The sequence below is a fragment of the Streptomyces sp. NPDC050738 genome, from assembly GCF_040654175.1.
Lineage (GTDB): Bacteria > Actinomycetota > Actinomycetes > Streptomycetales > Streptomycetaceae > Streptomyces.
The window spans coordinates 70793-95879 of sequence record NZ_JBFAHN010000003.1 but is presented as its reverse complement, the minus strand read 5'-3'; the positions used below and the strand labels follow the sequence as shown (position 1 = coordinate 95879).

At 70.7% G+C, this 25087-nt stretch carries 18 protein-coding genes; 14 read left to right on the top strand and 4 right to left on the bottom strand.

Annotated elements, in window-relative coordinates:
• Positions 1-49: 49 nt before the first annotated feature.
• The 3 genes from AB0H78_RS08490 to AB0H78_RS08480 all read right to left on the bottom strand — a co-directional run bounded on the left by AB0H78_RS08490 (position 50) and on the right by AB0H78_RS08480 (position 3876).
• Entirely contained in the window at positions 50-1582 is a 1533-nt protein-coding gene (locus tag AB0H78_RS08490; protein WP_363233513.1) for a HAMP domain-containing sensor histidine kinase, read from the bottom strand.
• Between the two features lie 67 nt (positions 1583-1649).
• Positions 1650-3158: a PAS domain-containing sensor histidine kinase gene (locus AB0H78_RS08485; RefSeq protein WP_363233512.1), complete on the bottom strand. Its 1509-nt coding sequence runs from the start codon at positions 3156-3158 to the stop codon at positions 1650-1652.
• A 37-nt stretch (positions 3159-3195) separates the two neighbouring features.
• Positions 3196-3876: a response regulator transcription factor gene (locus AB0H78_RS08480; protein ID WP_363233511.1), complete on the bottom strand. Its 681-nt coding sequence runs from the start codon at positions 3874-3876 to the stop codon at positions 3196-3198.
• Positions 3877-4023: 147 nt separating this feature from the next.
• Here AB0H78_RS08480 and AB0H78_RS08475 point away from each other — a divergent pair, with 147 nt between their 5' ends.
• Positions 4024-5133 (top strand): histidine kinase, encoded by a 1110-nt coding sequence (locus tag AB0H78_RS08475; protein ID WP_363233510.1) that lies wholly within the window; start codon positions 4024-4026, stop codon positions 5131-5133.
• Between the two features lie 9 nt (positions 5134-5142).
• Here the strand turns inward: AB0H78_RS08475 and AB0H78_RS08470 are convergent, their stop codons facing one another.
• Positions 5143-6150 (bottom strand): rod shape-determining protein, encoded by a 1008-nt coding sequence (locus tag AB0H78_RS08470; protein ID WP_363233509.1) that lies wholly within the window; start codon positions 6148-6150, stop codon positions 5143-5145.
• Positions 6151-6257: 107 nt separating this feature from the next.
• Here AB0H78_RS08470 and AB0H78_RS08465 point away from each other — a divergent pair, with 107 nt between their 5' ends.
• The 13 genes from AB0H78_RS08465 to AB0H78_RS08405 all read left to right on the top strand — a co-directional run bounded on the left by AB0H78_RS08465 (position 6258) and on the right by AB0H78_RS08405 (position 25071).
• Positions 6258-7739 (top strand): folylpolyglutamate synthase/dihydrofolate synthase family protein, encoded by a 1482-nt coding sequence (locus tag AB0H78_RS08465; RefSeq protein WP_363234073.1) that lies wholly within the window; start codon positions 6258-6260, stop codon positions 7737-7739.
• Positions 7740-7742: 3 nt separating this feature from the next.
• Positions 7743-8093 carry a DUF4233 domain-containing protein gene (locus AB0H78_RS08460; protein ID WP_363233508.1) on the top strand — a complete coding sequence of 117 codons (351 nt, stop codon included), beginning with the start codon at positions 7743-7745 and terminating at the stop codon, positions 8091-8093.
• A gap of 65 nt (positions 8094-8158) precedes the next feature.
• Positions 8159-8572: a nucleoside-diphosphate kinase gene (gene ndk, locus AB0H78_RS08455; RefSeq protein ID WP_363233507.1), complete on the top strand. Its 414-nt coding sequence runs from the start codon at positions 8159-8161 to the stop codon at positions 8570-8572.
• A gap of 289 nt (positions 8573-8861) precedes the next feature.
• Complete coding sequence (locus AB0H78_RS08450) at positions 8862-9881, top strand: rod shape-determining protein (RefSeq protein WP_329117242.1); 1020 nt, start codon at positions 8862-8864, stop codon at positions 9879-9881.
• 105 nt (positions 9882-9986) lie between these two features.
• A complete protein-coding gene (gene mreC / locus AB0H78_RS08445; RefSeq protein WP_363233506.1) occupies positions 9987-10922 on the top strand; it encodes a rod shape-determining protein MreC in 936 nt (311 codons plus the stop codon).
• Between the two features lie 12 nt (positions 10923-10934).
• Positions 10935-11603 carry a rod shape-determining protein MreD gene (gene mreD / locus AB0H78_RS08440; RefSeq protein ID WP_363233505.1) on the top strand — a complete coding sequence of 223 codons (669 nt, stop codon included), beginning with the start codon at positions 10935-10937 and terminating at the stop codon, positions 11601-11603.
• 64 nt (positions 11604-11667) lie between these two features.
• The gene (mrdA, locus tag AB0H78_RS08435; protein ID WP_363233504.1) at positions 11668-13845 is read left to right on the top strand and encodes a penicillin-binding protein 2; all 2178 of its coding nucleotides are present in this window, start codon (positions 11668-11670) and stop codon (positions 13843-13845) included.
• 2 nt (positions 13846-13847) lie between these two features.
• Complete coding sequence (rodA, locus tag AB0H78_RS08430) at positions 13848-15038, top strand: rod shape-determining protein RodA (RefSeq protein WP_363233503.1); 1191 nt, start codon at positions 13848-13850, stop codon at positions 15036-15038.
• Positions 15039-15153: 115 nt separating this feature from the next.
• Positions 15154-16686 (top strand): CYTH and CHAD domain-containing protein, encoded by a 1533-nt coding sequence (locus tag AB0H78_RS08425; RefSeq protein WP_363233502.1) that lies wholly within the window; start codon positions 15154-15156, stop codon positions 16684-16686.
• 11 nt (positions 16687-16697) lie between these two features.
• On the top strand, positions 16698-18623 hold the full coding sequence (locus tag AB0H78_RS08420) for a TIGR03960 family B12-binding radical SAM protein (RefSeq protein WP_363233501.1): 1926 nt from the start codon (positions 16698-16700) through the stop codon (positions 18621-18623).
• Between the two features lie 69 nt (positions 18624-18692).
• The gene (locus AB0H78_RS08415; protein WP_363233500.1) at positions 18693-19799 is read left to right on the top strand and encodes a hypothetical protein; all 1107 of its coding nucleotides are present in this window, start codon (positions 18693-18695) and stop codon (positions 19797-19799) included.
• A gap of 122 nt (positions 19800-19921) precedes the next feature.
• The gene (locus AB0H78_RS08410) at positions 19922-20701 is read left to right on the top strand and encodes a TIGR03936 family radical SAM-associated protein (protein WP_363233499.1); all 780 of its coding nucleotides are present in this window, start codon (positions 19922-19924) and stop codon (positions 20699-20701) included.
• A 233-nt stretch (positions 20702-20934) separates the two neighbouring features.
• On the top strand, positions 20935-25071 hold the full coding sequence (locus AB0H78_RS08405; RefSeq protein WP_363233498.1) for an Rne/Rng family ribonuclease: 4137 nt from the start codon (positions 20935-20937) through the stop codon (positions 25069-25071).
• The last annotated feature ends 16 nt before the right edge of the window (positions 25072-25087 follow it).

Here is a 25087-nt window from a genome sequence, read left to right as displayed (position 1 = left end):
ATCGGGGCGGTCGGCGGTCCCTGCCATCCGGAGCGCGATCCGCCCCCGCTCACCTCTGACCGGGCTCCACCGGCGTTAGCGGCAGTGTCACCGTGACCGTCGTCCCCATGCCGACCGTGCTGGTCAGGGCGATGGTGCCGCCGTGCCGTTCGACCAGACCGCGGGCGATGGACAGACCGAGACCGCTGCCCTGATGGCCTCCGGTGTTCGAGGCGCGCTGGAACTGGTCGAAGATGTCGGCCTGCTGGTCCCCGGGGATGCCGATGCCGGTGTCGGCGACGGTCAGCACCCACTGGTGGCGGGCCGCTTCGTACCGGCAGCTCAGGGACACCTCGCCGCCCGCCGGGGTGAACTTGATCGCGTTGCCCAGCAGGTTGTCGAGGACCTGCCGCAGGCGGTAGCGGTCGGCGCTCAGGACGGGCCCTGCCCCGGCGTCGCAGCGCAGCGTGAGGTGTGCGGCGGCCGCCAGCGGCTCCATTTCGGCGACGGTCGTGGTGCAGAGCCCGGGCACGTCGACGTCGGCGAGCTCCAGTTCCAGCGCGTGGTTCTCCAGGCTGGTGATGACCAGCAGGTCGCGGATGATCCGCAGCATCCGTGCGGCGCTCTTCTCGATGACGCCGAGGTGGCGCAGCTGCTCCTCGGTGAGCGGGGACTGTTCGTCGGTGGCCAGCAGCTCGCAGAAGCTGCTGATGGTGGTGAGCGGGGTGCGCAGGTCGTGCGAGACGGCGGCGGTGAACCGGGCGCGTTCGTCGGCCAGTTGGGTCAGATCCTGGTTGCGCTCCCGCAGTACGCCGAGCGCGTTCTGCTGCTCGGTGAGGTCGCGGAAGAGCCAGAGGTTGCCGATGTAGGTGTCCCCGCTGAAGAGCGGTACGTAGGTGCGCCGGACGGTGCGCCCGTCGGCGAGCTTCAACGGCTCGGAGTGCGGCGCGCACCGTTCGACGAGGCGGTCGACGGACTGCAGCCGCGGGTCGGACGGATCGGCGAGCAGCCGGAGCATGGCCCTTTCGACGCGGTGGACGTCGGTGCCGCGCTCGAAGGGGGCGACGTCCTGCAGGTGCGCGAGGTCGACCAGAGCGGAGTTCATCAGCCGCAGCCTGTACCGGCCGTCGGTGAGCATCACCCCGTCCTCCAGGACATCGATCAGCTCGGCGAGCCGGGTGACCTCGGCGGCGTGCCTGAAGCGCGTCTCGTGGAGCTCCGTGGACTCGAAGACGCGGGCGAAGAGGAGGGCGGGCGCGGGGGCGTCGCGGTACAGCGTGATGCCGAGGATCAGGCGCCGGAGGCGGCCCGGGGCGCCGATGCGCACGATCAGCGTGTCCAGCCGGTCGAGATCCGGGTCGTCGGAGAAGCGTTTCAGCGCGGCGCTCAGTGCGGCGGAGTCGAGCGGGTGGACGTCGCGCTCCGCCAGCTGCGGATACGCGTCGGGCTCGTCGTGTTCCAGGGCTGCGAGGAGCGCGGCACACGCTTCGTACGCCCGGCAGGGGAGCTTCAGCGGGATCACGGCCTGGCGGGAACGCAGGGCGAGCGGGGGCGTGTCCGGGGCGTAGAGCGCGGCGAGATCGTCGGTGTACTCGTCCTGCATGCACGGCCTCCCGGGGGCGGGGATCGGAACCGGCCCCGACGCTACGACGGGAGGGGGCGTCGGGCGGTCAGGCGCGTCGGGCGGGGTCCTTCAGCCCCCGGGGCAGCCGCAGGAGGAAGGTGATCCCGCCCTCCTGCGCGCGCACGGCCCGCAGGCTGCCCCCGTGCGCCTCGACGACCGCACGGGTCACGGCGAGACCGAGGACGTCGGCGGCGCCGGTGCTCGGGTCGAGGAGCCGGCCCAGGGCCAGGTCGTCGAGCTCGCTCTCGGAGACGGCCAGGCCGCCGCTGTGCACGGTGATGTTCCAGGCGCTCCCGTCGGCCTCGGCCTCGGCCCGCATCCGCACCTCGCTGCCCTCGGCGGCGAACCGTACGGCCTTCTTCAGCACGTTGACCAGGGCATGGTGCAGCCGGTCGCGGTCGCAGCGGATCGGCAGGCGGGGCGGGGCCAGGTGCTCCACGCGTACGTCTCTGGACCGCGCGGTCCCGCGGACCTCCTCGGCGGCCCCTGCGAGCAGGTGGGTCACCTCCAGCGAGGCGATGTGCAGCGGGAGCGACCCGGTTTCGAGCCCGCTGACCAGCAGAAGGTCCTCGATCAGGGACTGCATGAGTGCGGTGTTGCGCTGGATCCCGGCGGCGAACTGCTGTTCCTCGGTGGGGAGTTGTCCCGGCTCGGTGGTGGTGAGCAGCTCGGCGAAGCCTGCGATGGAGGTGAGCGGCGTACGCAGTGCGTGGCTGACCGCCGAGGTGAAACGGGCCCGCTGGTCGGCGAGTTCGGCCAGTGCCTCGGCGCGTTCGGTCAGGGCTCGTTCCACGGCGTACTGGTCGGTGATGTTCTCGAGCACCCAGAGATTGCCGAGCCGTTCGGTCCCGGCGTACACCGGCCGGAAGTACATGCGCCTGATCGTGCCGTCCGTGAAGTGGAGATCGCGGAAGGCGGCCCGGTTCCCGGGGCGCGAGAGATCGACCAGCCGCTGGAAGTCCGCCGGGTCGACGAGCCTCTCGGAGACCGTCCTCACGAGCGCGGGCACGTGGATCCGGGACAGCGGCACGGGGAAGGGCAGACCGAGCCACTCGGCCGCCCGCCGGTTGATGTGCAGGGCCCGGAAGTCGCCGTCGGTGAGCAGGATGCCCGTGTCGAGCGAGTCGAGCAGAGTGTGGAGCTGGACGCGCTCGGTCGCGAGCTGCGCGTGCGCCTCCTCCGCCTGGGTGATGTCGGCGGCGTACAGCATGATCGCGTCGTCGTCCGCGGGGCACGGCGGCCGGAACGCCGTCACCACGAGGAAGCGGGGCAGCTGCCCCGGGGCCGTGAACCGCACCGCCACGGGCGCGGTGGAGGCGCTGCGGGCGGTACCGAAGGCGGAGAGGGCGCCGGTCAGGCGCAGCACGTCCTGCGGGTAGGGGAGGTACGGATCGCCGCTCGCGGGGGCGGGCCCTTCCGGCCCCGCGAGGGTGCGGAAGAGGCGCCGCAGCAGCCGGTGGACGCTCTCGCCGGCCGGCCAGTCCGCGACGGACGAGAACCGGGTGCTGCCCGGGGGCGTGGCGCCCGGGTCGTAGAGGGAGGCGGTGTCGACCACGGATCGATCATCGCGCAGGGAAGGGGGGAGCGCAGGGTCAGCAGGTCCGGTAGCGGTAGCCCACGCCGCGTACCGACTCGATGGGATCGGCGTCCGGGTCCAGCTCCTGGATCGCGCGCCGCAGGCGCAGCACCGCGAACTTCACCCGGTCCCCGCTGCCGCCGCCCGCGTCGCCCCACACCCTGCCGAGCAGCTGCTCCGGGGTGACGACGGTGTCCTTCTGCTGGGCGAGCGCATGGAGCAGCCGGAACTGCAGATCGCTCAGTTCCAGCGGGCGCTCCCGCCACATCGCCTGCCGGGTCACCGCGTCGAGGGTCAGCACCCCGTCGTCGTACGTCCTCGGCAGCGCCGCGTGCGCGGGCACCCGCCGCAGCAGCGCCTCGATCCTGGCCACCAGCTCCTGGTTGGAGAAGGGCTTGGTCAGATAGTCGTCGGCGCCGGCCCGCAGTCCGCGCACCCGCTCCGACTCCTGGCCGTGCGCGGTGAGCATCAGCACGGGGAGATCGCTCATGTCCCGTACGCGTTCGAGGACCTGCCAGCCGTCCAGACCCGGCAGCCCGATGTCCAGGACCATCACATCGGGATTCGTCTCGTGCAGCAGCCGCAGCGCGCTCCGCCCGTCGGCCGCGTGCACCGTCCGCCAGCCGCTGCGCTTGAAGAGCACGGAGAGCAGCAGCGCGACATCCGGGTCGTCCTCGACGACGAGCACAGTGAGCATGGCTCTCGGGCCTCCTTACCTCTGCATTGTCGGCGGAGGACTCGGCGTCCTGCATCCGGGCGAGCCGGACCCAGGGGTGCGGCATATCACTCGATCAGTGACCTAAGCGGGTCGAAATGGGTCCAAAGACCTTGGATGATGGAACGCATGCCCGAGATGCCCGCTTCCACCGCCGCGCTCCTGCGCCGGTACGCGGGCAGCCCCTTCGCGCTGGACGTCCTCACCGCCGCGAGCTGTTTCGCGCTGATGATCCTCGACGTACCCGGTCTGGCGGCGGCCGACAATTCCCTCACCGGGCTGACGGCGACCTGCGTACTCGCCATCGGCGCCGCCTCCCTGCTGCTGCGGCGCCGCGCACCCTGGCTGACGTACCTCGTCGCTCTGGTCTTCCTGGCCTGGCTGCACCAGGTGACCCTGATCCAGTTCGCGCTCTACTCGCTGGGCCGCTTCCGTGGCCGCCGGGCCGGAATCACCGCTACGGCTCTCTACATCGCGCTGGCCTGCGCCCTCTTCGCGATGCCCGGCTGGCCCGAGAACCGAGGCGACACCCTCAGCTCCTTCCTCAGCCTGGTCGTACCGATCGGGGTGCTCGCCGCCGCCGTCGGCATCGCCGCCTACCGCCAGGACCTGGTGCGCGAACTGGAGGCCCAGCGCGCCGAGACCGCGGCACTCCACGCCGTCCAGGAAGAGCGCCAGGCCGTGGCCCGCGACGTCCACGACCTGGTCGGACGCGAGCTGACCATGCTGACCGTGCGCTCGGAGGTGCTGGCCGTACGCTCCCGGGGCACGGCCCACGAGGCCGATTTCGACGAGCTCTCCGAGACGGCCCGCAGCGCCCATCTCCTCCTCAACGAGATCATCGTGCGGCGTACGGACGAACGCGGCGCGACCCCGGGCCTCGAAGGCCTCCCCGCCCTGGCCGCCGAGAGCGGACGGGTGGGCAGTCCCGTACGGCTGACCGTCGCCCAGGAGGCCAGGGCCCTGTCGCCGCTGCGCCAGGCCGCGTTCCACCGGGTGGTCCAGGAGTGCCTGACGAACGCGGCCAAGCACGCCCCCGGCGAGCAGGTCACCGTCACGGTCACCGCCGACCGGGCGGAGATCAGCAACCCCCTCCCGGCCGCAGCCCCCTCCCGCGCCCCGGTCTCCACGGGCACCGGGCACCTCTCGATGGAGGAGCGGATGAGCAGCGTCGGCGGCACGCTCACCACGGGCCGCGAAGACGGTACGTACCGCGTCGTGGCCCGGTTCCCCTCCTGAGCGCGCCTCTCACGCGGCCCGCAGCACCTTCTCCAGACCCTCGAAGTCCTCCGCGCACTTGCCCGCGCCCAGCACCACACAGTCCAGCGGATCGTCCGCCACGAACACCGGGATCCCGGTCGCCGATGCCATCCGCAGATCGAGCCCGGGCAGCAGCGCCCCGCCTCCGGTCAGCACGATTCCGTACTCCATGACATCGCCCGAGAGCTCCGGCGGGCACTCCTCCAGCGTCGCCCGCACCGCCGCGATGATCGCCTCCACCGGCTCGTCCAGCGCCGCGCGCACCTCCCGCGCCCGCAGATCCACGGTCTTGGGCAGTCCGCGGACCTTCTCGCGGCCGCGCACCGTGAAGGTCAGTTCCTCCAGCTCAGCGTTTCCGGGCACGGGCCACGCCGAGCCGATCGCGACCTTCACGTCCTCTGCGGTCCGCTCGCCGATGAGGAGCCCGTGCTCCTTGCGTACGTAGTCGGTGATGGCGGCGTCGAGACGGTCACCGCCCACCCGCAGCGACTGCGACGTGACGATCCCGCCGAGCGAGATCACCGCCACCTCCGTCGTCCCGCCGCCGATGTCGACGACCATCGACCCGCGCGGATCCGACACCGGGAGCCCCGCCCCGATCGCCGCGGCCATCGGCTCCTCGATGAGATGGACGGACTTCGCCCCGGCCCGCTGCGAGGCGTGCACGATGGCGCGGCGTTCCACCGGGGTCACCCCGCTGGGCACGCAGACCACCATCCGGGTGCGCGGCCGCCGGCCGGGCACGGCCTTGCGCACGAAGTGCCTGATCATCTCCTCGGCGGCCTCGTAGTCGCTGATGACCCCGTCCCGCAGCGGCCGGATCGCGGTGATCGAACCGGGCGTGCGCCCGATGGTCTGCTTGGCCTCGGTGCCCACCGACAGGGCTTTTCTGCTGTCCCCGTGAACCGCCACCACGGACGGCTCGTTGAGCACGATCCCCTGGCCGCGGGCGTAGAGCAGCGTATTGGCAGTGCCGAGATCGATACCTATGTCCATGATCGACCAGTCTGCCTGTCGATGCTGTGAAACGCGTGGGACTTTGGTCCCGACATCGAGTGTCCGAGGGGCTCCGTAGACTGAGGGGTGTGAGTGAGCCGGAGCCCATGGACGACAGGTTCGACGAGATCGTCGACGCAGAGACAAACCGCGATCCCGACCTGGCGGTGATCGAGGCAGGAAGCCGTACCCTGCGCACCCAGTCGGGCACCCCGCAGGGCGACCAGGTACCGGCCCGCCCGGCCGACCCCGAGGTCGACAAGGCGCTGCGCGAGGTGGAGCAGGAGCTGCTCGGCCGCTGGCCCGAGACCAAGCTCGACCCGTCCCTCGTACGGATGGAAGCACTCCTCGACCTCCTGGGCGACCCCCAGCGGGCGTACCCCTCCATCCACATCACCGGCACCAACGGCAAGACGTCGACGGCCCGCATGATCGAGACGCTCCTCGGCGCCTTCGAGCTGCGCACCGGCCGCTACACCTCGCCGCACGTCCAGTCGATCACCGAGCGCATCAGCCTGGACGGCGTGCCGATCGCCGCCGAGCGCTTCGTCGAGACGTGGGCGGACATCAAGCCGTACGTGGAGATGACGGACGCCTCCCAGGAGCACCGCCTCTCCTTCTTCGAGGCGCTCACCGGCATGGCGTACGCGGCCTTCGCGGACGCGCCGGTCGATGTCGCGGTCGTCGAGGTCGGCATGGGCGGCAGCTGGGACGCGACGAATGTCATCGAGTCGTCGGTCGCCGTCGTCACCCCCATCTCCCTGGACCACACGGACCGCCTCGGCAACACCCCCGGCGAGATCGCCGTCGAGAAGTCCGGGATCATCAAGCAGGACGCGACGGTCATCCTGGCGCAGCAGCCGGTGGACGCCGCCCAGGTGATGCTGAAGAAGGCCGTCGAGGTCAATGCGACGGTCGCCCGCGAGGGCATGGAGTTCGGGGTCACCACCCGAGAGATCGCGGTCGGCGGCCAGCAGTTGACGCTGCGCGGCCTCGGCGGCGAGTACGAGGAGATCTTCCTTCCTCTGTACGGCGCCCACCAGGCGCACAACGCGGCCGTCGCCCTCGCGGCGGTCGAGGCGTTCTTCGGCATCGGCGCCCAGCACGCGGGCTCCCTCGACATCGAGACGGTCCGCAAGGCCTTCGCCTCGGTGACATCCCCGGGCCGCCTGGAGGTCGTGCGCCGCTCGCCGACCGTCGTCCTGGACGCCGCGCACAACCCGGCGGGTGCGGTGGTGACCGCGGCGGGCGTCACGGAGGCGTTCAACTTCTCGCGTCTGATCGGCGTGGTAGGGGCCAGTGGCGACAAGGACGTGCGAGGCCTCCTGGAGGCCTTCGAGCCGATCTTCGCGGAGATCGTCGTCACGCAGAACTCCACGCCCCGCGCGATGAGCGCGGACGACCTCGCCGCGATCGCCGTCGAGGTCTTCGGCGACGAGCGCGTCGTCGTCGAACCCCGCCTGGACGACGCCCTGGAAGCGGCGATCACCCTCGCGGAGGAAGAGGACGAGTACGCCGGAGCGGGCGTCCTGGTCACCGGTTCGGTCATCACGGTCGGCGAGGCCCGACTGCTCCTCGGGAGGGGCTGACACATGCGCACGCTCTGTGCATCCACACTGATCGGCGAGTTCTTCGTCATCGGTTTCGCGGGCCTGGTCGCTATGAAGGGCGACATCTCGGGCGCGGTGGTCTGGACGGTCTGCGGCATCGCGATGCTGCTCTCGGTCCTGCTCTGCGGCATGCTCAGCCGCCCCGGTGCGGTCCAGATCGGCTGGGGCCTGCAGATCGCGCTGATCGCGAGCGGCTTCGTGGTCCCGATGATGTTCATCCTCGGCGTGGTCTTCGCGGCCCTGTGGTGGGCTTCGGTGACCTACGGCCGCAAGATCGACGAGGCAAAGGCCCGCTGGGCGGCCCAGGCATCCGCCGAACCTGACGCTGCGTAATGGGTGCAGGGTGTCGCCCTGTAGCCTCTGAGATCCGCACACCGCACCTTGAAGGAGCCCGCACCGTGAGCCAGCGCACGCTTGTCCTGCTCAAGCCCGACACCGTACGCCGTGGCCTGATCGGCGAGGTCATCGGCCGTATCGAGCGCAAGGCGAACTGGACCATCTCGGCGCTGGAGCTGCGCACCCTCGACCAGGACACCCTGGAAGCGCACTACGGCGAGCACAAGGGCAAGCCGTTCTACGAGCCCCTGGTCGAGTTCATGGCGTCGGGCCCGATCGTCGCTCTCGTCGTCGAGGGCGACCGGGTCATCGAGGGCGTCCGCGCCCTGGCCGGCCCCACGGACCCGATTGCCGCGGCCCCTGGCTCCATCCGTGGGGACTTCGGGACGATCGTCCGGGAGAACCTCATCCACGCCTCGGACTCCGAGGAGTCCGCAGAGCGAGAACTGAAGATCTTCTTCCCCTCCTCTTTCTGACGGAACGTCAGCCATATAGCGCTCATGACCTGGGGCGACCGAATTAATTCGGTCGCCCTTCGGTATATGTATGACGATCCCGGGAACGCTAGCCTCCGACACAGCGTCACCATGGTGGAGGCGGGCACTCGTTCCGTCCAACTGGCGAAGGACCCTCGCGCCGCGGTCGTACCGGTCGCACTACGATGGAGCCTTCAAGCCCGCAGCGCTCGCCTCGCCTACCAAAAAGCCAATCGCTCCACTTGGGAAGGCCCGACGCATCCTCATGGGGAACAGAGGGAACTCGAAAATGTCGTTCATCGGCCGTGACATGGCTATCGACCTCGGGACTGCCAACACGCTGGTGTACGTCAGAGGTCGAGGGATCGTTCTCAATGAGCCCTCCGTCGTCGCCATCAACACCAACACCGGCGGGATCCTCGCGGTGGGCTCCGAGGCGAAGAAGATGATCGGCCGTACGCCGGGCAACATCGTTGCCGTACGGCCGCTGAAGGACGGCGTGATCGCCGACTTCGAAATCACCGAGCGGATGCTCCGCTACTTCATCCTCAAGATCCACAAGCGCCGCTACCTGGCCCGCCCGCGCGTGGTCGTCTGTGTGCCCAGCGGCATCACAGGTGTCGAGCGCCGCGCCGTCATCGAGGCCTCCACCCAGGCCGGCGCCCGCCAGGTGCACATCATCGAAGAGCCCATGGCCGCGGCCATCGGCTCGGGCCTGCCGGTCCACGAGGCCACCGGCAACATGGTGGTCGACATCGGTGGCGGCACCACCGAGGTGGCCGTGATCTCGCTCGGCGGAATCGTCACAGCACAGTCGATCCGCGTCGCGGGCGACGAGCTGGACAACGCGATCATCCAGCACATCAAGAAGGAGTACTCCCTCCTTCTCGGTGAGCGGACCGCCGAACAGATCAAGATCACCATCGGCTCGGCCTTCGACCTGGACAAGGACGAGCACACCGAGATCCGCGGCCGCGACCTCGTCTCCGGACTCCCCAAGACCGTGGTGATCTCGGCCGCCGAGGTCCGCAAGGCCATCGAGGAGCCGGTCAACGCGATCGTCGACGCGGTGAAGACGACCCTGGACAAGTGCCCGCCGGAGCTCTCCGGCGACGTCATGGACCGCGGCATCGTCCTCACCGGCGGCGGCGCGCTCCTGCGCGGACTCGACGAGCGGCTGCGCCACGAGACGGGCATGCCGATCCACATCGCCGAGGACCCGCTCGACTCCGTCGCGCTCGGATCCGGCAAGTGTGTCGAGGAGTTCGAGGCACTGCAGCAGGTGCTGGACGCACAGCCCCGCCGATAACGGAACACATCGATCCGCCGTACGGCCCACTGCCGACTCGTACGGCGGATCGTTGATATACAAAAGTGCACAACGACCCCGACGAGGAAGGCACGGCCTCCGCACGTGAGGGACACACGAGAGAGCCGGCTGCTCCTGGTGCTGCTGATCGCGATCGCGTTCGCGCTGATCACGGTGGACATCCGCGGCGGCGAGGACTCCCCGGTCGACGGCGCCCGGCAGGCCGCCGCCACCGTCTTCGGTCCGGTAGAGAACGGCGTCGCATCCGCCGTCGACCCGGTGGGCAACGCGATCGGCGCCGTACGGGACTCCGGAGAGCGCCACAACCGCATCTCCGCACTGGAGCGTGAGAACGCCGCTCTGAAGCAGAAGCTCGGCAGCGACGACCGCAACCGCAGCCGGACGCGCCAGCTCGACACCATGCTCAAGACCGCGGGCGAGGGCCAGTACGGCATCAAGGGCGCCCAGGTCATCGCCATAGGAGCAGCCCAGGGCTTCTCCTGGACCGTCACCATCGACGCCGGATCCAACGACGGCATCCTGCGCGACATGACCGTGCTCAACGGCGACGGACTCGTCGGCCGCGTCACCACCGTCGGCCCGTCCACCGCGACCGTACTGCTCGCCAACGACCCCGACTTCACCGTCGGCACCCGCATGGAGAACACCGACGAACTCGGCTTCGCCACCGGCCAGGGCGACCGCCCGCTCTCCGTGCAGCTGCTCAACGGCAAGGCCAAGGTCAAGCCCGGCGACCGCCTCGTCACCTTCGGCTCCCAGTCGGACAAGCCGTTCGTGCCCGGTGTCCCGGTCGGTGTGGTCACCCGCGTCGACCCCTCGGGCGGCGATCTGACCCGGACCGTCTATGTACGGCCGTACGTCGGCTTCACCAAGCTCGACATCGTCGGTGTCGTCGTCCAGGCCCCGCGCACCAACCCGCGCGACGAGGTCCTGCCCAAGAAACCGGCCAAGCCGAAGCCCACCCCGACCGTCACCGTCACGGCGACGCCCACGGGCACCGCCGGCTATCCCCAGCAGTAGGAGCTGATCCGCATGCGTGTCAACCGGATGCTGCTCTCGGCCACACTGGTGGTGGTCGCCCTGGTGATCCAGGTGAGCGTGCTCGCCCGACTTCAACTCCCCGGCGCCGTACCGGACCTGCTCCTGCTGACCGTCCTCGGCCTTGCCATGGTCTACGGACATGTCACGGGCGCCCTCATCGGCTTCGGCGCGGGACTCCTCGCCGACCTCGCCCCGCCCGCCGACCACGCCGCAGGGCGCTATGCGCTCGTGCTGTGCGTGATCGGCTACCTCGCCGGTCTCGCCAAGCCCGAGAGCGGCCGGATGCGGTCCGCGACCGTGCCGATGCTCGTCGTGGTCGCCGCCGCGATCGGCACCACCCTGCTGTACGCCGGTGTGGGCGCCCTGGTCGGCGACACCGCGGCCCGCCATGTGGGCCTGGGCTCACTGCTGTTCAGCGCGGCGGTCTACGACCTGCTGCTTGCACCCTTCACCGTCCCGTTCATCATGGCGCTGGCCAGACGCGCGGAGAACGACCCGCTCGCCGACACCCAGGGCGGCAGCAGCAATGTCGCCGCAGGCTGGATCTCGTCGGCCGGCACGGGTCTGCGGATCGGCAACCAGCGCGGGGGATTCCGGATGAAGGCCGCCAAGTCCCGGGCGGCCAAGGCCGGACGTATCAAGGGGGTCAAGCGGCTGTGACGCTGCATTCTCCCGGGGGCACCCCCCGGACCTCCGGCCGGAAGACAACGACGGGGGCCCCGCAATGACCAACATCCCCGAAACGGGGCGGACCTCACGGGTCCAGATCCGGCTCGTCGTCATCCAGATCCTCGTCTTCTCCCTCCTGCTCACCCTCGGCGGCCGCCTCTGGTACCTCCAGGTCCGCAACGGCCAGGAGTACACCGACGAGGCCAAGAACAACCACGTCCAGCAGGTCGTCCAGCCCGCCGTGCGCGGCTCGATCCTCGACTCGCGCGGTGTGCCGCTCGCCGACAACGAGACCCGCCTGGTGGTCACCGCGTCCCGCACCGACCTGCTGAAGATGAAGGACGACGGCAAGGCCGTCCTCACCCGCCTCGCCGGCGTCCTGAAGATGAAGCCCAAGGACGTCATCGACAAGGTCCGCCTCTGCGACTCCAAGACCCCCAAGCCCTGCTGGAACGGCTCCCCCTACCAGCCGATCCCCGTCACCGACGAGGCCACCACCCAGCAGGCACTGCAGATCCGCGAGCGCTCCGAGGACTTCCCCGGCATCTCCGCCGACCCCCAGGCGCTGCGCCGCTATCCCGCCCCCGGCAAGTCCAACACCGCCCAGGTGCTCGGTTACCTCTCGCCCGTCACCGACGACGAGATCACCAAGGCCAAGGACTCCGAATCGCCCTACCTGCGCTCCGACCAGGTCGGCCGCTCCGGCCTGGAGCGCCAGTACGACCAGCAGCTGCGCGGCAAGGCGGGCGTCACCCGCTACGAGGTCGACAACCTCGGCCGGGTCATCGGCGAGGCCGATTCCGATTCCGCACAACCCGGTGCGAACCTCGTCACCAGCATCGACTCCCGGGTCCAGCGGGTCACCGAGTACGAGCTCGCCGCCGCCATGAAGATCGCCCGCAAGCAGTTCGACAAGATCACGGGCACGAACTACAAGGCCGACTCCGGCGCCGCCATCGTGATGGAGGCGAAGACCGGCCGCATCGTCGCCATGGCCTCCGCGCCGACGTACGACCCCAACTCCTGGGTCGGCGGCATCTCCGCGAAGGACTACGCGAAGCTCACCGGCAAGAACTCCGACTACCCGCTGCTCAACAGGGCCATACAGGGTCAGTCCGCGCCGGGTTCGACGTTCAAGGTGGTCTCCACGGCCGCCGCGGTCGAAGCGGGCTACGTGTGGGACGGCGGCTACCCCTGCACCAGCTCGTACAGCGTCGGCAACCAGGTGTTCAAGAACTTCGAGAACGAGAACTTCGGCCCCATCTCGCTCGGCCGCGCCCTCGAGGTCTCCTGCGACACCGTCTTCTACGGTCTCGCCGACGCGCAGTGGAAGAAGGACGGCGGCATCAACCCGAAGAAGGGCGAGCCCAAGGACTACTTCTACAAGGCCGCCCACCAGTTCGGCCTCGGCAAGGAGACCGGCGTCGACCTGCCCAACGAGGTCACAGGCCGCGTCCCCGACCGCGAGTGGAAGCAGCGGTTCTGGAAGGCCAACAAGAACATCTGGTGCCAGCAAGGCAAGAAGAACGGGACCTTCGTCGAGAAGATCGCGTACGAGAACTGCCTCGAAGGCAACAAGATGCGCGAGGGCGACTCGATCAACTACTCCATCGGCCAGGGTGACACCCTCGTCACCCCGGTCCAGCAGGCCATGATCTACGGCGCGCTCGCCAACGGCGGCACCGAGTACGTCCCCACCATCGGCAAGGCGGTCGTCAGCGCCGACGGCAAGTCGGTCCAGGAGATCAAGCCGAAGGTCAAGGCGAAGCTCCCGGTCAGCAAGGCCACGCTCAAGGGCATGGACAAGGCCCTGGCAGGCGTCGTCACCAGCGGTACGGCCGCCTGGAAGTTCCAGGGCTGGCCGCAGGACAAGATCGAGCTGCACGCCAAGACGGGTACCGCCGAGGTCTACGGCAAGCAGACGACGTCATGGCTCGCCACGTACTCCAAGGACTACACGGTGGTCATGACGATCGCCCAGGCCGGTACGGGTTCCGGAGCCTCGGGTGAGGCGGTGCGCAAGATCTACAACGCGCTGTACGGCGTCCAGTCCGACGGCTCCGTGGACAACAAGAAGGCACTGCTCCCCACCCCCCAGAAGTCCCTGCCGAAGATCGCCTCGGATGGCTCGATCGACTCCCCGAAGATCAGCGACTACGACCCGGACTCCCAGAAGGCGCCGGCCAAGACCGGCGACCAGCAGCTCGCCGCACGCATCGGCAGGAGGGACTGACCATGGCCGGTTTCTCCGTCTCGCGTTACGCACCCGAGCGCGGCGCCTGGTCCAAGCTCGCGGCCCGCGACTCCGTGGTCCGCAGGCTCGACTGGCCGCTGCTCCTTGCCGCGCTCGCCCTCTCCGGGATCGGCTCCGCGCTGGTCCTCTCGGCGACCCGCGGCCGCACCAGCCTCACCCACGGCGACCAGTACTACTTCCTGCTGCGCCACGTCATGAACACCGGCATCGGCCTCGCCCTGATGATCGGCACCATCTGGCTCGGCCACCGCACGCTGCGCGGCGCCATCCCGATCCTCTACGGCCTCTCCGTCGTCCTGATCCTCGCGGTCCTCTCCCCGCTCGGACAGACCGTGAACGGCGCCCACGCCTGGATCGTCATCGGCGGCGGATTCTCCCTCCAGCCCTCCGAGTTCACCAAGATCACGATCATCCTGGGGATGGCGATGATCCTCGCCTCCCGGGTGGACGCGGGCGACCAGGCCCACCCCGACCACCGCACGGTGGCCAAATCCCTCGGCCTGGCCGCCGTCCCGATAATGATCGTCATGCTGATGCCGGACCTCGGCTCGGTCATGGTGATGGCGATGATCGTCCTCGGCGTCCTGCTGGCGTCCGGCGCCTCCAACCGCTGGGTGCTCGGACTGCTCTCCGCGGGCGCGTTCGGCGCGATCGCGGTCTGGCAGCTCGGCCTCCTCGACGACTACCAGATCGCCCGCTTCGCCGCCTTCGCCAACCCGGCGCTCGACCCGGCGGGCGTCGGCTACAACACCAACCAGGCGCGTATCGCCATCGGTTCGGGCGGCCTCACCGGCACCGGCCTCTTCCATGGCTCGCAGACCACCGGGCAGTTCGTCCCCGAGCAGCAGACGGACTTCGTCTTCACCGTCGCGGGCGAGGAACTCGGCTTCGTGGGGGCCGGTCTCATCCTCGTCCTCATCGGCGTCGTGCTGTGGCGTGCCTGCCGGATCGCCCGCGAGACCACCGAGCTGTACGGGACGATCGTGGCGGCCGGGATCATCGCCTGGTTCGCGTTCCAGGCCTTCGAGAACATCGGCATGACGCTGGGCATCATGCCCGTCGCCGGCCTTCCGCTTCCCTTCGTCTCCTACGGCGGCTCGTCCATGTTCGCGGTCTGGGTCGCGATCGGTCTGCTCCAGTCGATCCGTGTGCAACGCCCGATGACAGCCTGACGCCGGGGCACGCTGCGTTTCCCCGGGGGCGACCCCCGGACCCCCAGCAGTTCGAGCAGGCCACGCGCAGTTGGAGCCATGGACTCCGCCATGCGGGCCCGAGTAAATTCGGTCCATGGCGGACACGAAGCGCGAGATCGAGCGGAAGTACGAAGCCACCGACGACAACCAGCTGCCCGACCTGACCCGAGTCCCCGGAGTCTCGGCCGTCATCGACAAAGGCGTCGCCGAACTCGACGCGGTCTACTACGACACCACCGACCAGCGGCTGGCCGCCGCCTCGCTCACACTGCGCCGGCGCACCGGCGGTGACGACGCGGGCTGGCACCTGAAGTTCCCGGTCGCCCCGGACGTGCGCGACGAGATACGGGCCCCGCTCTCCGACATGGTCCCGCGTGCCCTGGCCGGGCTCGCCCGCTCCCGTACCCGTGACGCCCAACTGGTCCCTGTCGTACGCCTGTTGTCCTCCCGCGACGTACGGCATCTGACGGCGGCCGACGGCACGCTGATCGCGGAGCTCAGCATCGACGCCGTACGCGCCGAGCGGCTCGCCGGCGGCCCGGGGGAGTCGCACTGGACGGAGATCGAGGTCGAACTGGCCGACGACGCCGACCCGGCCGTCCTGGACGCCGTGGAGAAGCGCCTGCGCAAGGCCGGCATCCGCCGCTCGTCCTCCGCTTCCAAGCTCGCCCGTGCCCTCGCCGAGACCGCCCCTGCGATCCCCGCGCCCCGGAGCGAGGCCGCCCCGGCGCAGGACTCCGCGGGCGGTCACGTCCTGGCCTACCTCCGCGCCCAGGTCGACGCGATCCTCGCGTACGACCCGGCCGTACGGCGCGATCTCCCCGACTCCGTACACCAGTTGCGCGTCGCGACCCGCCGGCTGCGCAGCGCGCTCCGTACGTACGGAAAGATCGTCGACCGCGCCGTCACCGACCCGATCGGCGAGGAACTCAAGTGGCTGGCAAGCGAGTTGGGCATCGACCGCGACCAGGAGGTGCTCACCGAACGCCTCACCGCGCGCATCGACACCGTCCCCAGGACCCTCCTGCTCGGCCCCGTCCGCGGCCGCCTGCGCATCTGGACCGTGGCCCACCGCACCGGATCGCGCCGCCACACCCTCGCCGTACTCGACGGCCGGCGTTACCTCGCCCTCCTGGAGACGCTCGACGCGCTCCTCGCCGCGCCCCCGCTGCTGCCCGCCGCCGCACAGCCCGCGGTCAAGGCGCTGCCGAAGGCGGTCCTCAAGGACCACGCCCGCCTCGCCACTCGCATCGAGCACGCGCTCACCCTGCCCCCGGGAGCCGCACGCGACCTGGCGCTGCACGAGGCCCGTAAAGCGGCCAAACGCGCCAGGTACGCGGGAGAAGCGGCGGCCCCCGCACTCGGCACATCCGCGAAACGCTTCGCGAAGCGCATGAAGGCGGTGCAGACCGTCCTCGGCGACCACCAGGACAGCGTCGTGGCCAGGGAGGCCCTGCGCACGCTGGCGATCCAGGCGCACGCGGCGGGGGAGACGGCCTTCACCTGGGGTCTTCTGTACGGGCAGGAAGAGGCGGCGGCGGCCGACCGCGAACGCGAGCTGCCGGAAGTGTGGAAGGAGGCTTCCGCGCGCGGGGTACGCTGGATGGTCACCCCTGCCCGCTCATGAGAGACGCCACCATGCCTGTCGAGTCGGTCTTCCCCCGCTTGGAAGCGCTTCTTCCGCACGTCCAGAAGCCCATCCAGTACGTCGGCGGGGAGCTGAATTCCACCGTCAAGGACTGGGACGCGTGCGACGTCCGCTGGGCGCTGATGTACCCGGACGCGTACGAGGTCGGACTCCCCAACCAGGGCGTCATGATCCTTTACGAGGTGCTGAACGAGCGCGAAGGCGTCCTCGCCGAGCGCACGTACAGCGTCTGGCCCGACCTGGAAGCGCTCATGCGCGAGCACCAGGTCCCGCAGTTCACGGTGGACGCGCACCGGCCGGTGAAGGACTTCGACGTCTTCGGGCTCTCCTTCTCCACCGAGCTCGGCTACACCAACATGCTCACCGCCCTGGATCTGGCGGGCATCCCGCTCGCCGCCAAGGACCGCACCATCGACGACCCGATCGTGCTCTCCGGAGGCCACGCCGCCTTCAACCCCGAGCCGATCGCCGAGTTCATCGACTGCGCCGTCCTGGGCGACGGCGAGCAGGCCGTCCTGGCCATCACCGAGATCATCCGCGCCTGGAAGGCGGAGGGCCGTCCCGGTGGCCGCGAGGAGGTGCTCCTGCGGCTCGCGAAGACCGGCGGGGTGTACGTCCCGGGCTTCTACGACGTCGAGTACCTGCCGGACGGGCGTATTGGCCGTGTCGTACCCAACCGGTCCGGGGTTCCGTGGCGGGTCTCCAAGCACACTGTCATGGACCTGGACGAGTGGCCGTATCCGAAGCAGCCGCTCGTACCGCTCGCGGAGACCGTCCACGAGCGGATGTCCGTAGAGATCTTCCGCGGCTGCACCCGCGGCTGCCGTTTCTGCCAGGCCGGCATGATCACGCGCCCCGTACGGGAGCGAAGCATCACCGGCATCGGCGAGATGGTCGAGAAGGGTCTCAAGGCGACCGGTTTCGAGGAGGTCGGGCTGCTCTCGCTGTCGTCCGCGGACCACAGCGAGATCGCCGAGGTCGCGAAGGGGCTGGCCGACCGCTACACCGAGGACAAGATCGGCCTGTCCCTCCCCTCCACCCGCGTCGACGCCTTCAACATCGACCTGGCCAACGAACTCACCCGCAACGGCCGCCGCTCCGGCCTCACGTTCGCGCCCGAGGGCGGCTCGGAGCGCATCCGCAAGGTCATCAACAAGATGGTCTCGGAGGAGGACCTGATCCGTACGGTCTCCACGGCGTACGGCAACGGCTGGCGCCAGGTGAAGCTGTACTTCATGGTCGGCCTCCCCACCGAGACCGATGAAGACGTCCTGCAGATCGCCGAGATGGCGACCAACGTCATCGCCAAGGGCCGCGAGGTCTCCGGGCAGAACGACATCCGCTGCACCGTCTCCATCGGCGGCTTCGTGCCCAAGCCGCACACGCCCTTCCAGTGGGCACCGCAGCTGAGCGCCGAGGACACCGACGCCCGCCTGACCAAGCTCCGCGACAAGATCCGCGGGGACAAGAAGTACGGCCGCTCGATCGGCTTCCGCTACCACGACGGCAAGCCCGGCATCGTCGAGGGCCTGCTCTCGCGCGGCGACCGCCGCATCGGCTCCGTCATCCGCGCCGTCTACGAGAGTGGCGGCCGCTTCGACGGCTGGCGCGAGCACTTCTCCTACGACCGCTGGATGCAGGCCGCCGAGAAGACGCTGCCGGACTTCGGTGTGGACGTCGACTGGTACACGACGCGTGAGCGCACGTACGAAGAGGTCCTGCCCTGGGACCACCTGGACTCCGGTCTCGACAAGGAGTGGCTCTGGGCTGACTGGCAGGACTCGCTCGACGAGACCGAGGTCGAGGACTGCCGCTGGACCCCGTGCTTCGACTGCGGCGTCTGCCCGCAGATGGACACGAGCATCCAGATCGGCCCGACGGGTAAGACCTTGCTGCCGCTGACGGTCGTCAAGTAGCTTCGCCGGTAAGAGAATTGGCGGCCCGGTCACGGAACTCCGTGACCGGGCCGCTTCGTCTGGGGAGACGTGGGGAACACAGTGGAACTGGAGCGCAGGCCCGAGCCCGAGGGCTGTCTGACCGCGGCGATCCGCATTCCGGTGCGGATCGTGGTGCTGCTCGTCGTGCTCCCGGTGCGCGTGGTGTGGGATGCGCTCTCCTGGGTGGGGCGCCGGCTCCACCGCTATGTGCTGACGCCGCTGGGGCGGGCGCTCGGCTGGGTGGCGAAGGCGCTGTTCGTCTGGCCGTGGGTCGCGCTCTGGCGCTACGTGGTCGTCCCGCCGGCGCGCTGGCTGTACCGGTACGTCCTGACGCCGCTCGGACACGGCATCGCCGCCGTCGTCCGCGGGACGGGAATCGCCCTGGGCTGGCTCGGCCGCACCCTCGTCGGAATCCCCGCACGCTGGCTCTACCGCTGGGTGCTGACGCCCGTCGGACACGCGATCGCCGCGCTGGGCCGCTGGACGGGGATCGCGCTCGGGTGGGTGGGCCGGGCGCTGTTCGTCTGGCCGTGGGTCGCGCTCTGGCGGTACGTGGTGGTGCCGGTCGCCCGCTGGGTGTACGCGTGGATCCTGGCGCCCGTCGGCCGTGCGATCACCTGGGCCGTGCTCGGCCTCGGGGCGGTCCTGGGATGGCTGGGCGTGCAGACGTACCGCTTCGTGCTCACCCCGCTCGGCATCGCGATCGCCTTCCCCTTCATCGTGCTGTGGCGGTACGTCCTGGTGCCGCTGGGCCGGGGGCTGCGCGTGGTCGTGCGGGAGATCGGCGAGGCGATCGGCGTCTGCTGGCGGATCGCCGGGTACATCTCGCGGGCCATCGGGCGCGGGCTGAAGTGGCTCGGCTGGAATCTGGTGGGGCGGCCGGTGCGGGCGACCTGGCGGTGGAGTCGCACCTACGTCCTCGCGCCCGTCGGCCGGGCGGTCGCCGAGGCGGGACGCGGGGTGCGGGCGGCGCTCGCGTCCGTACGGCAGACCGTGCGGGACACCAGGCGTGAGATGTGGCGGGCGCTCTTCGGCGGAGCGGCCCCGGTGGAGGCCCGGGAACCATCAGTGGCCCGGGCGCGTACTCTGGGTAGTACAACGACTGTCCCCGAGGCGGCACCCGAACCCGAGATCTCCCTGCACAAGCAGGGGTGAACCGGCAGGCCGGTGCCCCGGGAACCCCGCCGTAGGACGGTGCGCCTCCCGCCTCCGTCCCGCACCGAGGAGAAGAACCACTGGGCAAGCGACAGCCCGAAGGCCCGCCGCCCGCACCGGCGGTGCAGCGCATCCGACTGCGCTACACCAAGCGCGGCCGCCTCCGGTTCACCAGCCACCGTGACTTCCAGCGCGCCTTCGAGCGGGCGCTGCGCCGTGCCGAGGTGCCCATGGCGTACTCGGCGGGCTTCACCCCGCACCCCAAGGTGTCCTACGCCAATGCCGCACCCACCGGCACGGGCAGCGAGTCCGAATTCCTGGAGATCGCCCTCACCGAGGCGCGGGACCCGGAGAAGCTGAGACTGCTCCTCGACGAGTCGATGCCGACCGGCCTCGACATCGTCGACGCGGTCGAGGCACGGACGTCAGGTCTCGCCGACCGGCTGACCGCGTCCGTATGGGAAATGACCCTGAACGGCGTCGAGTTCGAGGACGCGGAGAAGGCCGTCGCGGCTTTCAACGCGGCGGAGTCGGTCGAGGTCCAGCGGCGTGCGAAGAACGGTCTGCGGACCTTCGACGCGCGGGGTGCCGTAGCGGATCTGCAGGTCGTTCGTCCACAGCCTGATAGGCCGGTGGACGGGCCTTGTGCGATACTGCGGCTGGTTGTTCGGCACGTGACACCTGCTGTACGACCCGACGACGTCCTGTCCGGTCTCCACGTTGTGGCCGACCTGGCGCCGCCCGTCCCCGCAGCGGTGACGAGGCTGGCGCAGGGGCTCTTCGACGAAGAGTCCGGCACGGTGACCGACCCGCTCGCGCCCGACCGCGAGGCTGCCCCGGCCGCTCCACCCACGGCCGCCGGGACTGCCGCCGCGACGGCGCCGGATGGTCCCGCCGCGTAAGGACAGTCGTTGTAGCGCAGCCCTTGTATCCGGGAGCCACCTGGGTCGGGCAGCGCACTGACCAGGAGACTTTCGCCAGGCCGTACGCAAAAGAGCGTACGGAACCGGCGAGCCAGACATCAGCTCCCGTGCGGCGCCCGCGCCCCGGACGAGCGGAACCGCGCACATGACGCGGACCGCAGCGGACCGGACACAGACGCGGCGCCCGGGAGCGTGACGGGAGAACCGCCCGCATGCTCGAGCGAGAAGAATCCGGCAACGCCGGAGCAACCGAAGACCACACCTCACCCAGCGACACGCTGCCGCCGCGCCGTCGGCGCCGTGCGGCGTCGCGTCCGGCCGGTCCGCCGGTCGGCGGGGCCACCGGATCGGCCGAAGCAGCCGAGTCGGCTGCGCCGGCCATAACGGCCGCGGAGGGTACCGCGGCCGAGGCCCCCGAGGCTTCCGCGCCTGCTGTACGCCGCCGTGCGACCCGTAAGGCGAGCGCGCCCGCCGGTGCGCCCAAGGCCGCTGCCGCCGAGACCGCTGCCGCGGTGAGCGACGAGCCCGTGGCCGCCGAGGCCCCGGCCGTCGCGAGCGACGAGCCCGCACCCCGTACCCGCAACCGCCGCCGCGCCTCCTCGCCGGCCGGTGCGCCGACGGCCGAGGCCGCCGTAGCCGCGGAGCAGCCCGCAGAGAACACCGAGCCCGCGCAGAACGCGGAGCCCGCCGTCGAGACCGCCGCTCCGGCGCGTTCCCGCCGCCGTGCGACCCGTTCGGCGAGCGCGCCCGCCGGTGCGCCCAAGGCCGCAGAAGCCGCCGGGGTCGTCGAGGTCGCAGCGGCCCCCGCGCCCGCGGAGACCGTGGCGCAGGAAGTCGCCGCCGAGCCGGTCGAGGCTGCTGCTCCGGCGCGTTCCCGCCGCCGTGCGACCCGTTCCGCCAGTGCGCCCGCCGGCGCCCCCAAGGCTGCCGAGCCCGCCGAGATCGTCGTGGCCGCTGTGCCGGACGCCGCTCCCGCCGCTGAGGCCGAGCCGGCCGAGGCCCCCGCTGCCGCTCCTTCCCGCCGCCGTGCGACCCGTAAGGCGAGCGCGCCTGCCGGTGCGCCCAAGGCCGCTGCCGCCGAGACCGCTGCCGCGGTGAGCGACGAGCCCGTGGCCGCCGAGGCCCCGGCCGTCATGAGCGACGAGCCCGCACCCCGTGGCCGCAACCGCCGCCGGGCCACCTCGCCCGCCGCCGCCCCGCAGTCCGAGCCGGCCGGTGAGAGCCTGCCCGAGGCCGTCGCCGAGACGCTGGCCGAGGAGAACGACTCGCCGTCGCGCAGCCGCAAGCGCCGTCGCGCCGAGGCCCCGCAGTTCACCGCGAAGGCCGAGGAGAAGCAGCCGGAGGAGAACGGGCGCTCGCGCCGCAGGGCCCAGCGCCCCGCCGTCGCGGTGTTCCAGGCCCCGGTCTTCACCGAGCCGATGTTCCAGACCCTGGAGTCCGCCGCCGCGGCTGCCGCATCCCGGCCCGCAGAGGTCGAGGACGAGGAAGAAGTGGTGGAGGAGACGGCCGTCGAGGCCGCCGCTCCCGCCGAGCAGCCCGCGCCGCAGGCCGGTTCGCGCAGCAGCCGCCGCCGTCGCCGGCGCGGCGAGCCCGCCGAGGCCGAGAAGGCAGCCGTCGAGGCGGCTCCCGCTCCCGTGGAGGCGCCCGCAGCCGAGGCTGCCACCGAGGTGGAGCCGGAGGTCGAGGTCGAGGCCGAGGCCGACGACAGCCAGGACGCCGAGGAGACCGACGAGTACGGCGACCGGCCCTCGCGCCGCCGCCGCCGCGGAGGCCGCCGCCGTCGCCGGGGCGAGAGCGCCGACTCCGACGAGCGCAACGACGACGACGCGGACGGCGAGTCCGAGGACGCCGAGGCGCAGACCGAGGCCGAGGAGCCGGAGGACGACGAGGACGACAGCTCCGCGTCGGGTTCCGCCAGCAGCCGTCGCCGCCGTCGCCGGCGCCGTCGCAGCGGAGATGCTTCGGGCGACGACGGTACGTCGGGGTCGGACGACCCGGAGCGTACGGTCGTCAAGGTCCGTGAGCCCCGCAAGAAGGAAGCCGAGCGCGAGCCCGGCACCGGCTTCGACGAGGTCCAGTCCATCAAGGGCTCGACCCGCATGGAGGCCAAGAAGCAGCGCCGCCGCGAAGGCCGCGAGCAGGGCCGCCGCCGGGTGCCGATCATCACCGAGGCGGAGTTCCTGGCGCGCCGCGAGGCCGTCGAGCGCGTGATGGTCGTGCGCCAGCACGGCGAGCGCACGCAGATCGGCGTCCTCGAGGACAACATCCTCGTCGAGCACTACGTCAACAAGGAGCAGTCGACCTCGTACGTCGGCAACGTCTACCTGGGCAAGGTCCAGAACGTGCTCCCCTCGATGGAGGCCGCGTTCGTCGACATCGGCAAGGGCCGCAACGCCGTCCTGTACGCCGGTGAGGTCAACTTCGAGGCGCTCGGCATGGCCCACGGGCCGCGCCGCATCGAGACCGCGCTCAAGTCCGGCCAGTCGGTCCTGGTGCAGGTCACCAAGGACCCGATCGGCCACAAGGGCGCCCGCCTGACCAGCCAGGTCTCGCTGCCCGGCCGCTATCTGGTCTACGTGCCCGAGGGCTCGATGACCGGGATCAGCCGCAAGCTGCCCGACACCGAGCGCGCGCGCCTGAAGACCATCCTCAAGAAGATCGTCCCCGAGGACGCGGGCGTCATCGTCCGTACCGCCGCGGAAGGCGCCAGCGAGGACGAGCTGCGCCGTGACGTGGAGCGTCTGCAGGCGCAGTGGGAGGACATTCAGAAGAAGGCGAAGAGCGGCGGCGCGTCCAACGCCCCGACCCTGCTCTACGGCGAGCCGGACATGACCGTCCGGGTCGTCCGCGACATCTTCAACGAGGACTTCTCGAAGGTCATCGTCAGCGGTGACGAGGCGTGGGAGACGATCTACGGATACGTCGCACACGTCGCCCCCGACCTCAAGGACCGGCTCTCGCGCTGGACTTCGGAGGTCGACGTCTTCGCGACGTACCGGATCGACGAGCAGCTGATGAAGGCGCTGGACCGCAAGGTCTACCTGCCCTCGGGCGGCTCGCTGGTGATCGACAAGACCGAGGCGATGATCGTCGTCGACGTCAACACCGGCAAGTTCACCGGTCAGGGCGGCAACCTCGAAGAGACCGTCACGAAGAACAACCTCGAGGCGGCCGAGGAGATCGTGCGCCAGCTGCGGCTGCGCGACCTCGGTGGCATCGTCGTCATCGACTTCATCGACATGGTCCTGGAGAACAACCGCGATCTGGTCCTACGCCGGCTCCTGGAGTGCCTGGGCCGTGACCGGACCAAGCACCAGGTGGCCGAGGTCACCTCGCTGGGCCTGGTCCAGATGACGCGCAAGCGCGTGGGCCAGGGTCTCCTCGAGTCCTTCTCCGAGACCTGTGTCCACTGCAACGGTCGCGGTGTCATCGTGCACATGGAGCAGCCGACGGCTTCGGGCGGCGGCGGTGGCGGCAAGCGCTCCAAGAAGCGTGGCGGCAGGGGCGGTTCGGATCACGCGGACCACACCGAGCACACGCACGAGCACGACCACGACGAGTACGAGACGCACGAGACGGAGGCCGAGCTGGCCGCCGAGGTGGCGGAGCCCGTCGCGCTTCCGGAGCCGTTCGCCCCGGACGAGGAGCTGTACAGCAGCGCCGCCGAGGCGGAGGCCGCCGCCGGTCGCGGCCGTGGCCGCCGCCGGGCGACCCGCAAGGTGTCGGCCCCGGCCGGTACGCCGAAGATGGCGGCCGAGCCCGTCGTCGAGGCGGCGCCGGAGCCGGTCGTCGAGCCCGAGCCGGTCGTGGAGTCCGCTCCCGAGCCGGTCGTCGAGACGCAGCCCGAGCCGGTCGTCGAGGCCGCTCCGGCCCGTGGCCGCCGCCGCGCGACCCGCAAGGCCTCGGCTCCGGCCGGTGCGCCCAAGGTCGCGGAGGAGGTCGCGGAGGTCGTCGTGACGGAGACCCCCAAGGCCGAGACCGCTCCCGAGCCGGTGGCCGCGCCCGTCGCCGACGAGGCGCCGGCCGATGCGGCTCCGCCGCGTGCCCGCCGCAGGGCGACGCGCAAGGCGACCGCTCCCGCGGGTTCCCCTTCGGGTACGGCCGAGGCCGCGGTGGTCGTGGTCGACGCCCCGTCCGCCGAGGCGGAGCCGGAGGCTCCGGCCAAGAAGACGGCCGCCCGTAAGACCGCCAAGAAGGCGACGGCCAAGAAGGCCGCCACCAAGAAGACGGCGGCGGCGACGAAGAAGACGGCCGCGAAGAAGACGACGGCGAAGAAGGCGGCCACGAAGAAGACCGCGGCGGCCGAGCAGCAGGCGCTGCCGGCGGTCTCGGCCTCCACCGAGGACTGACCGGAGCCGTCCAGAC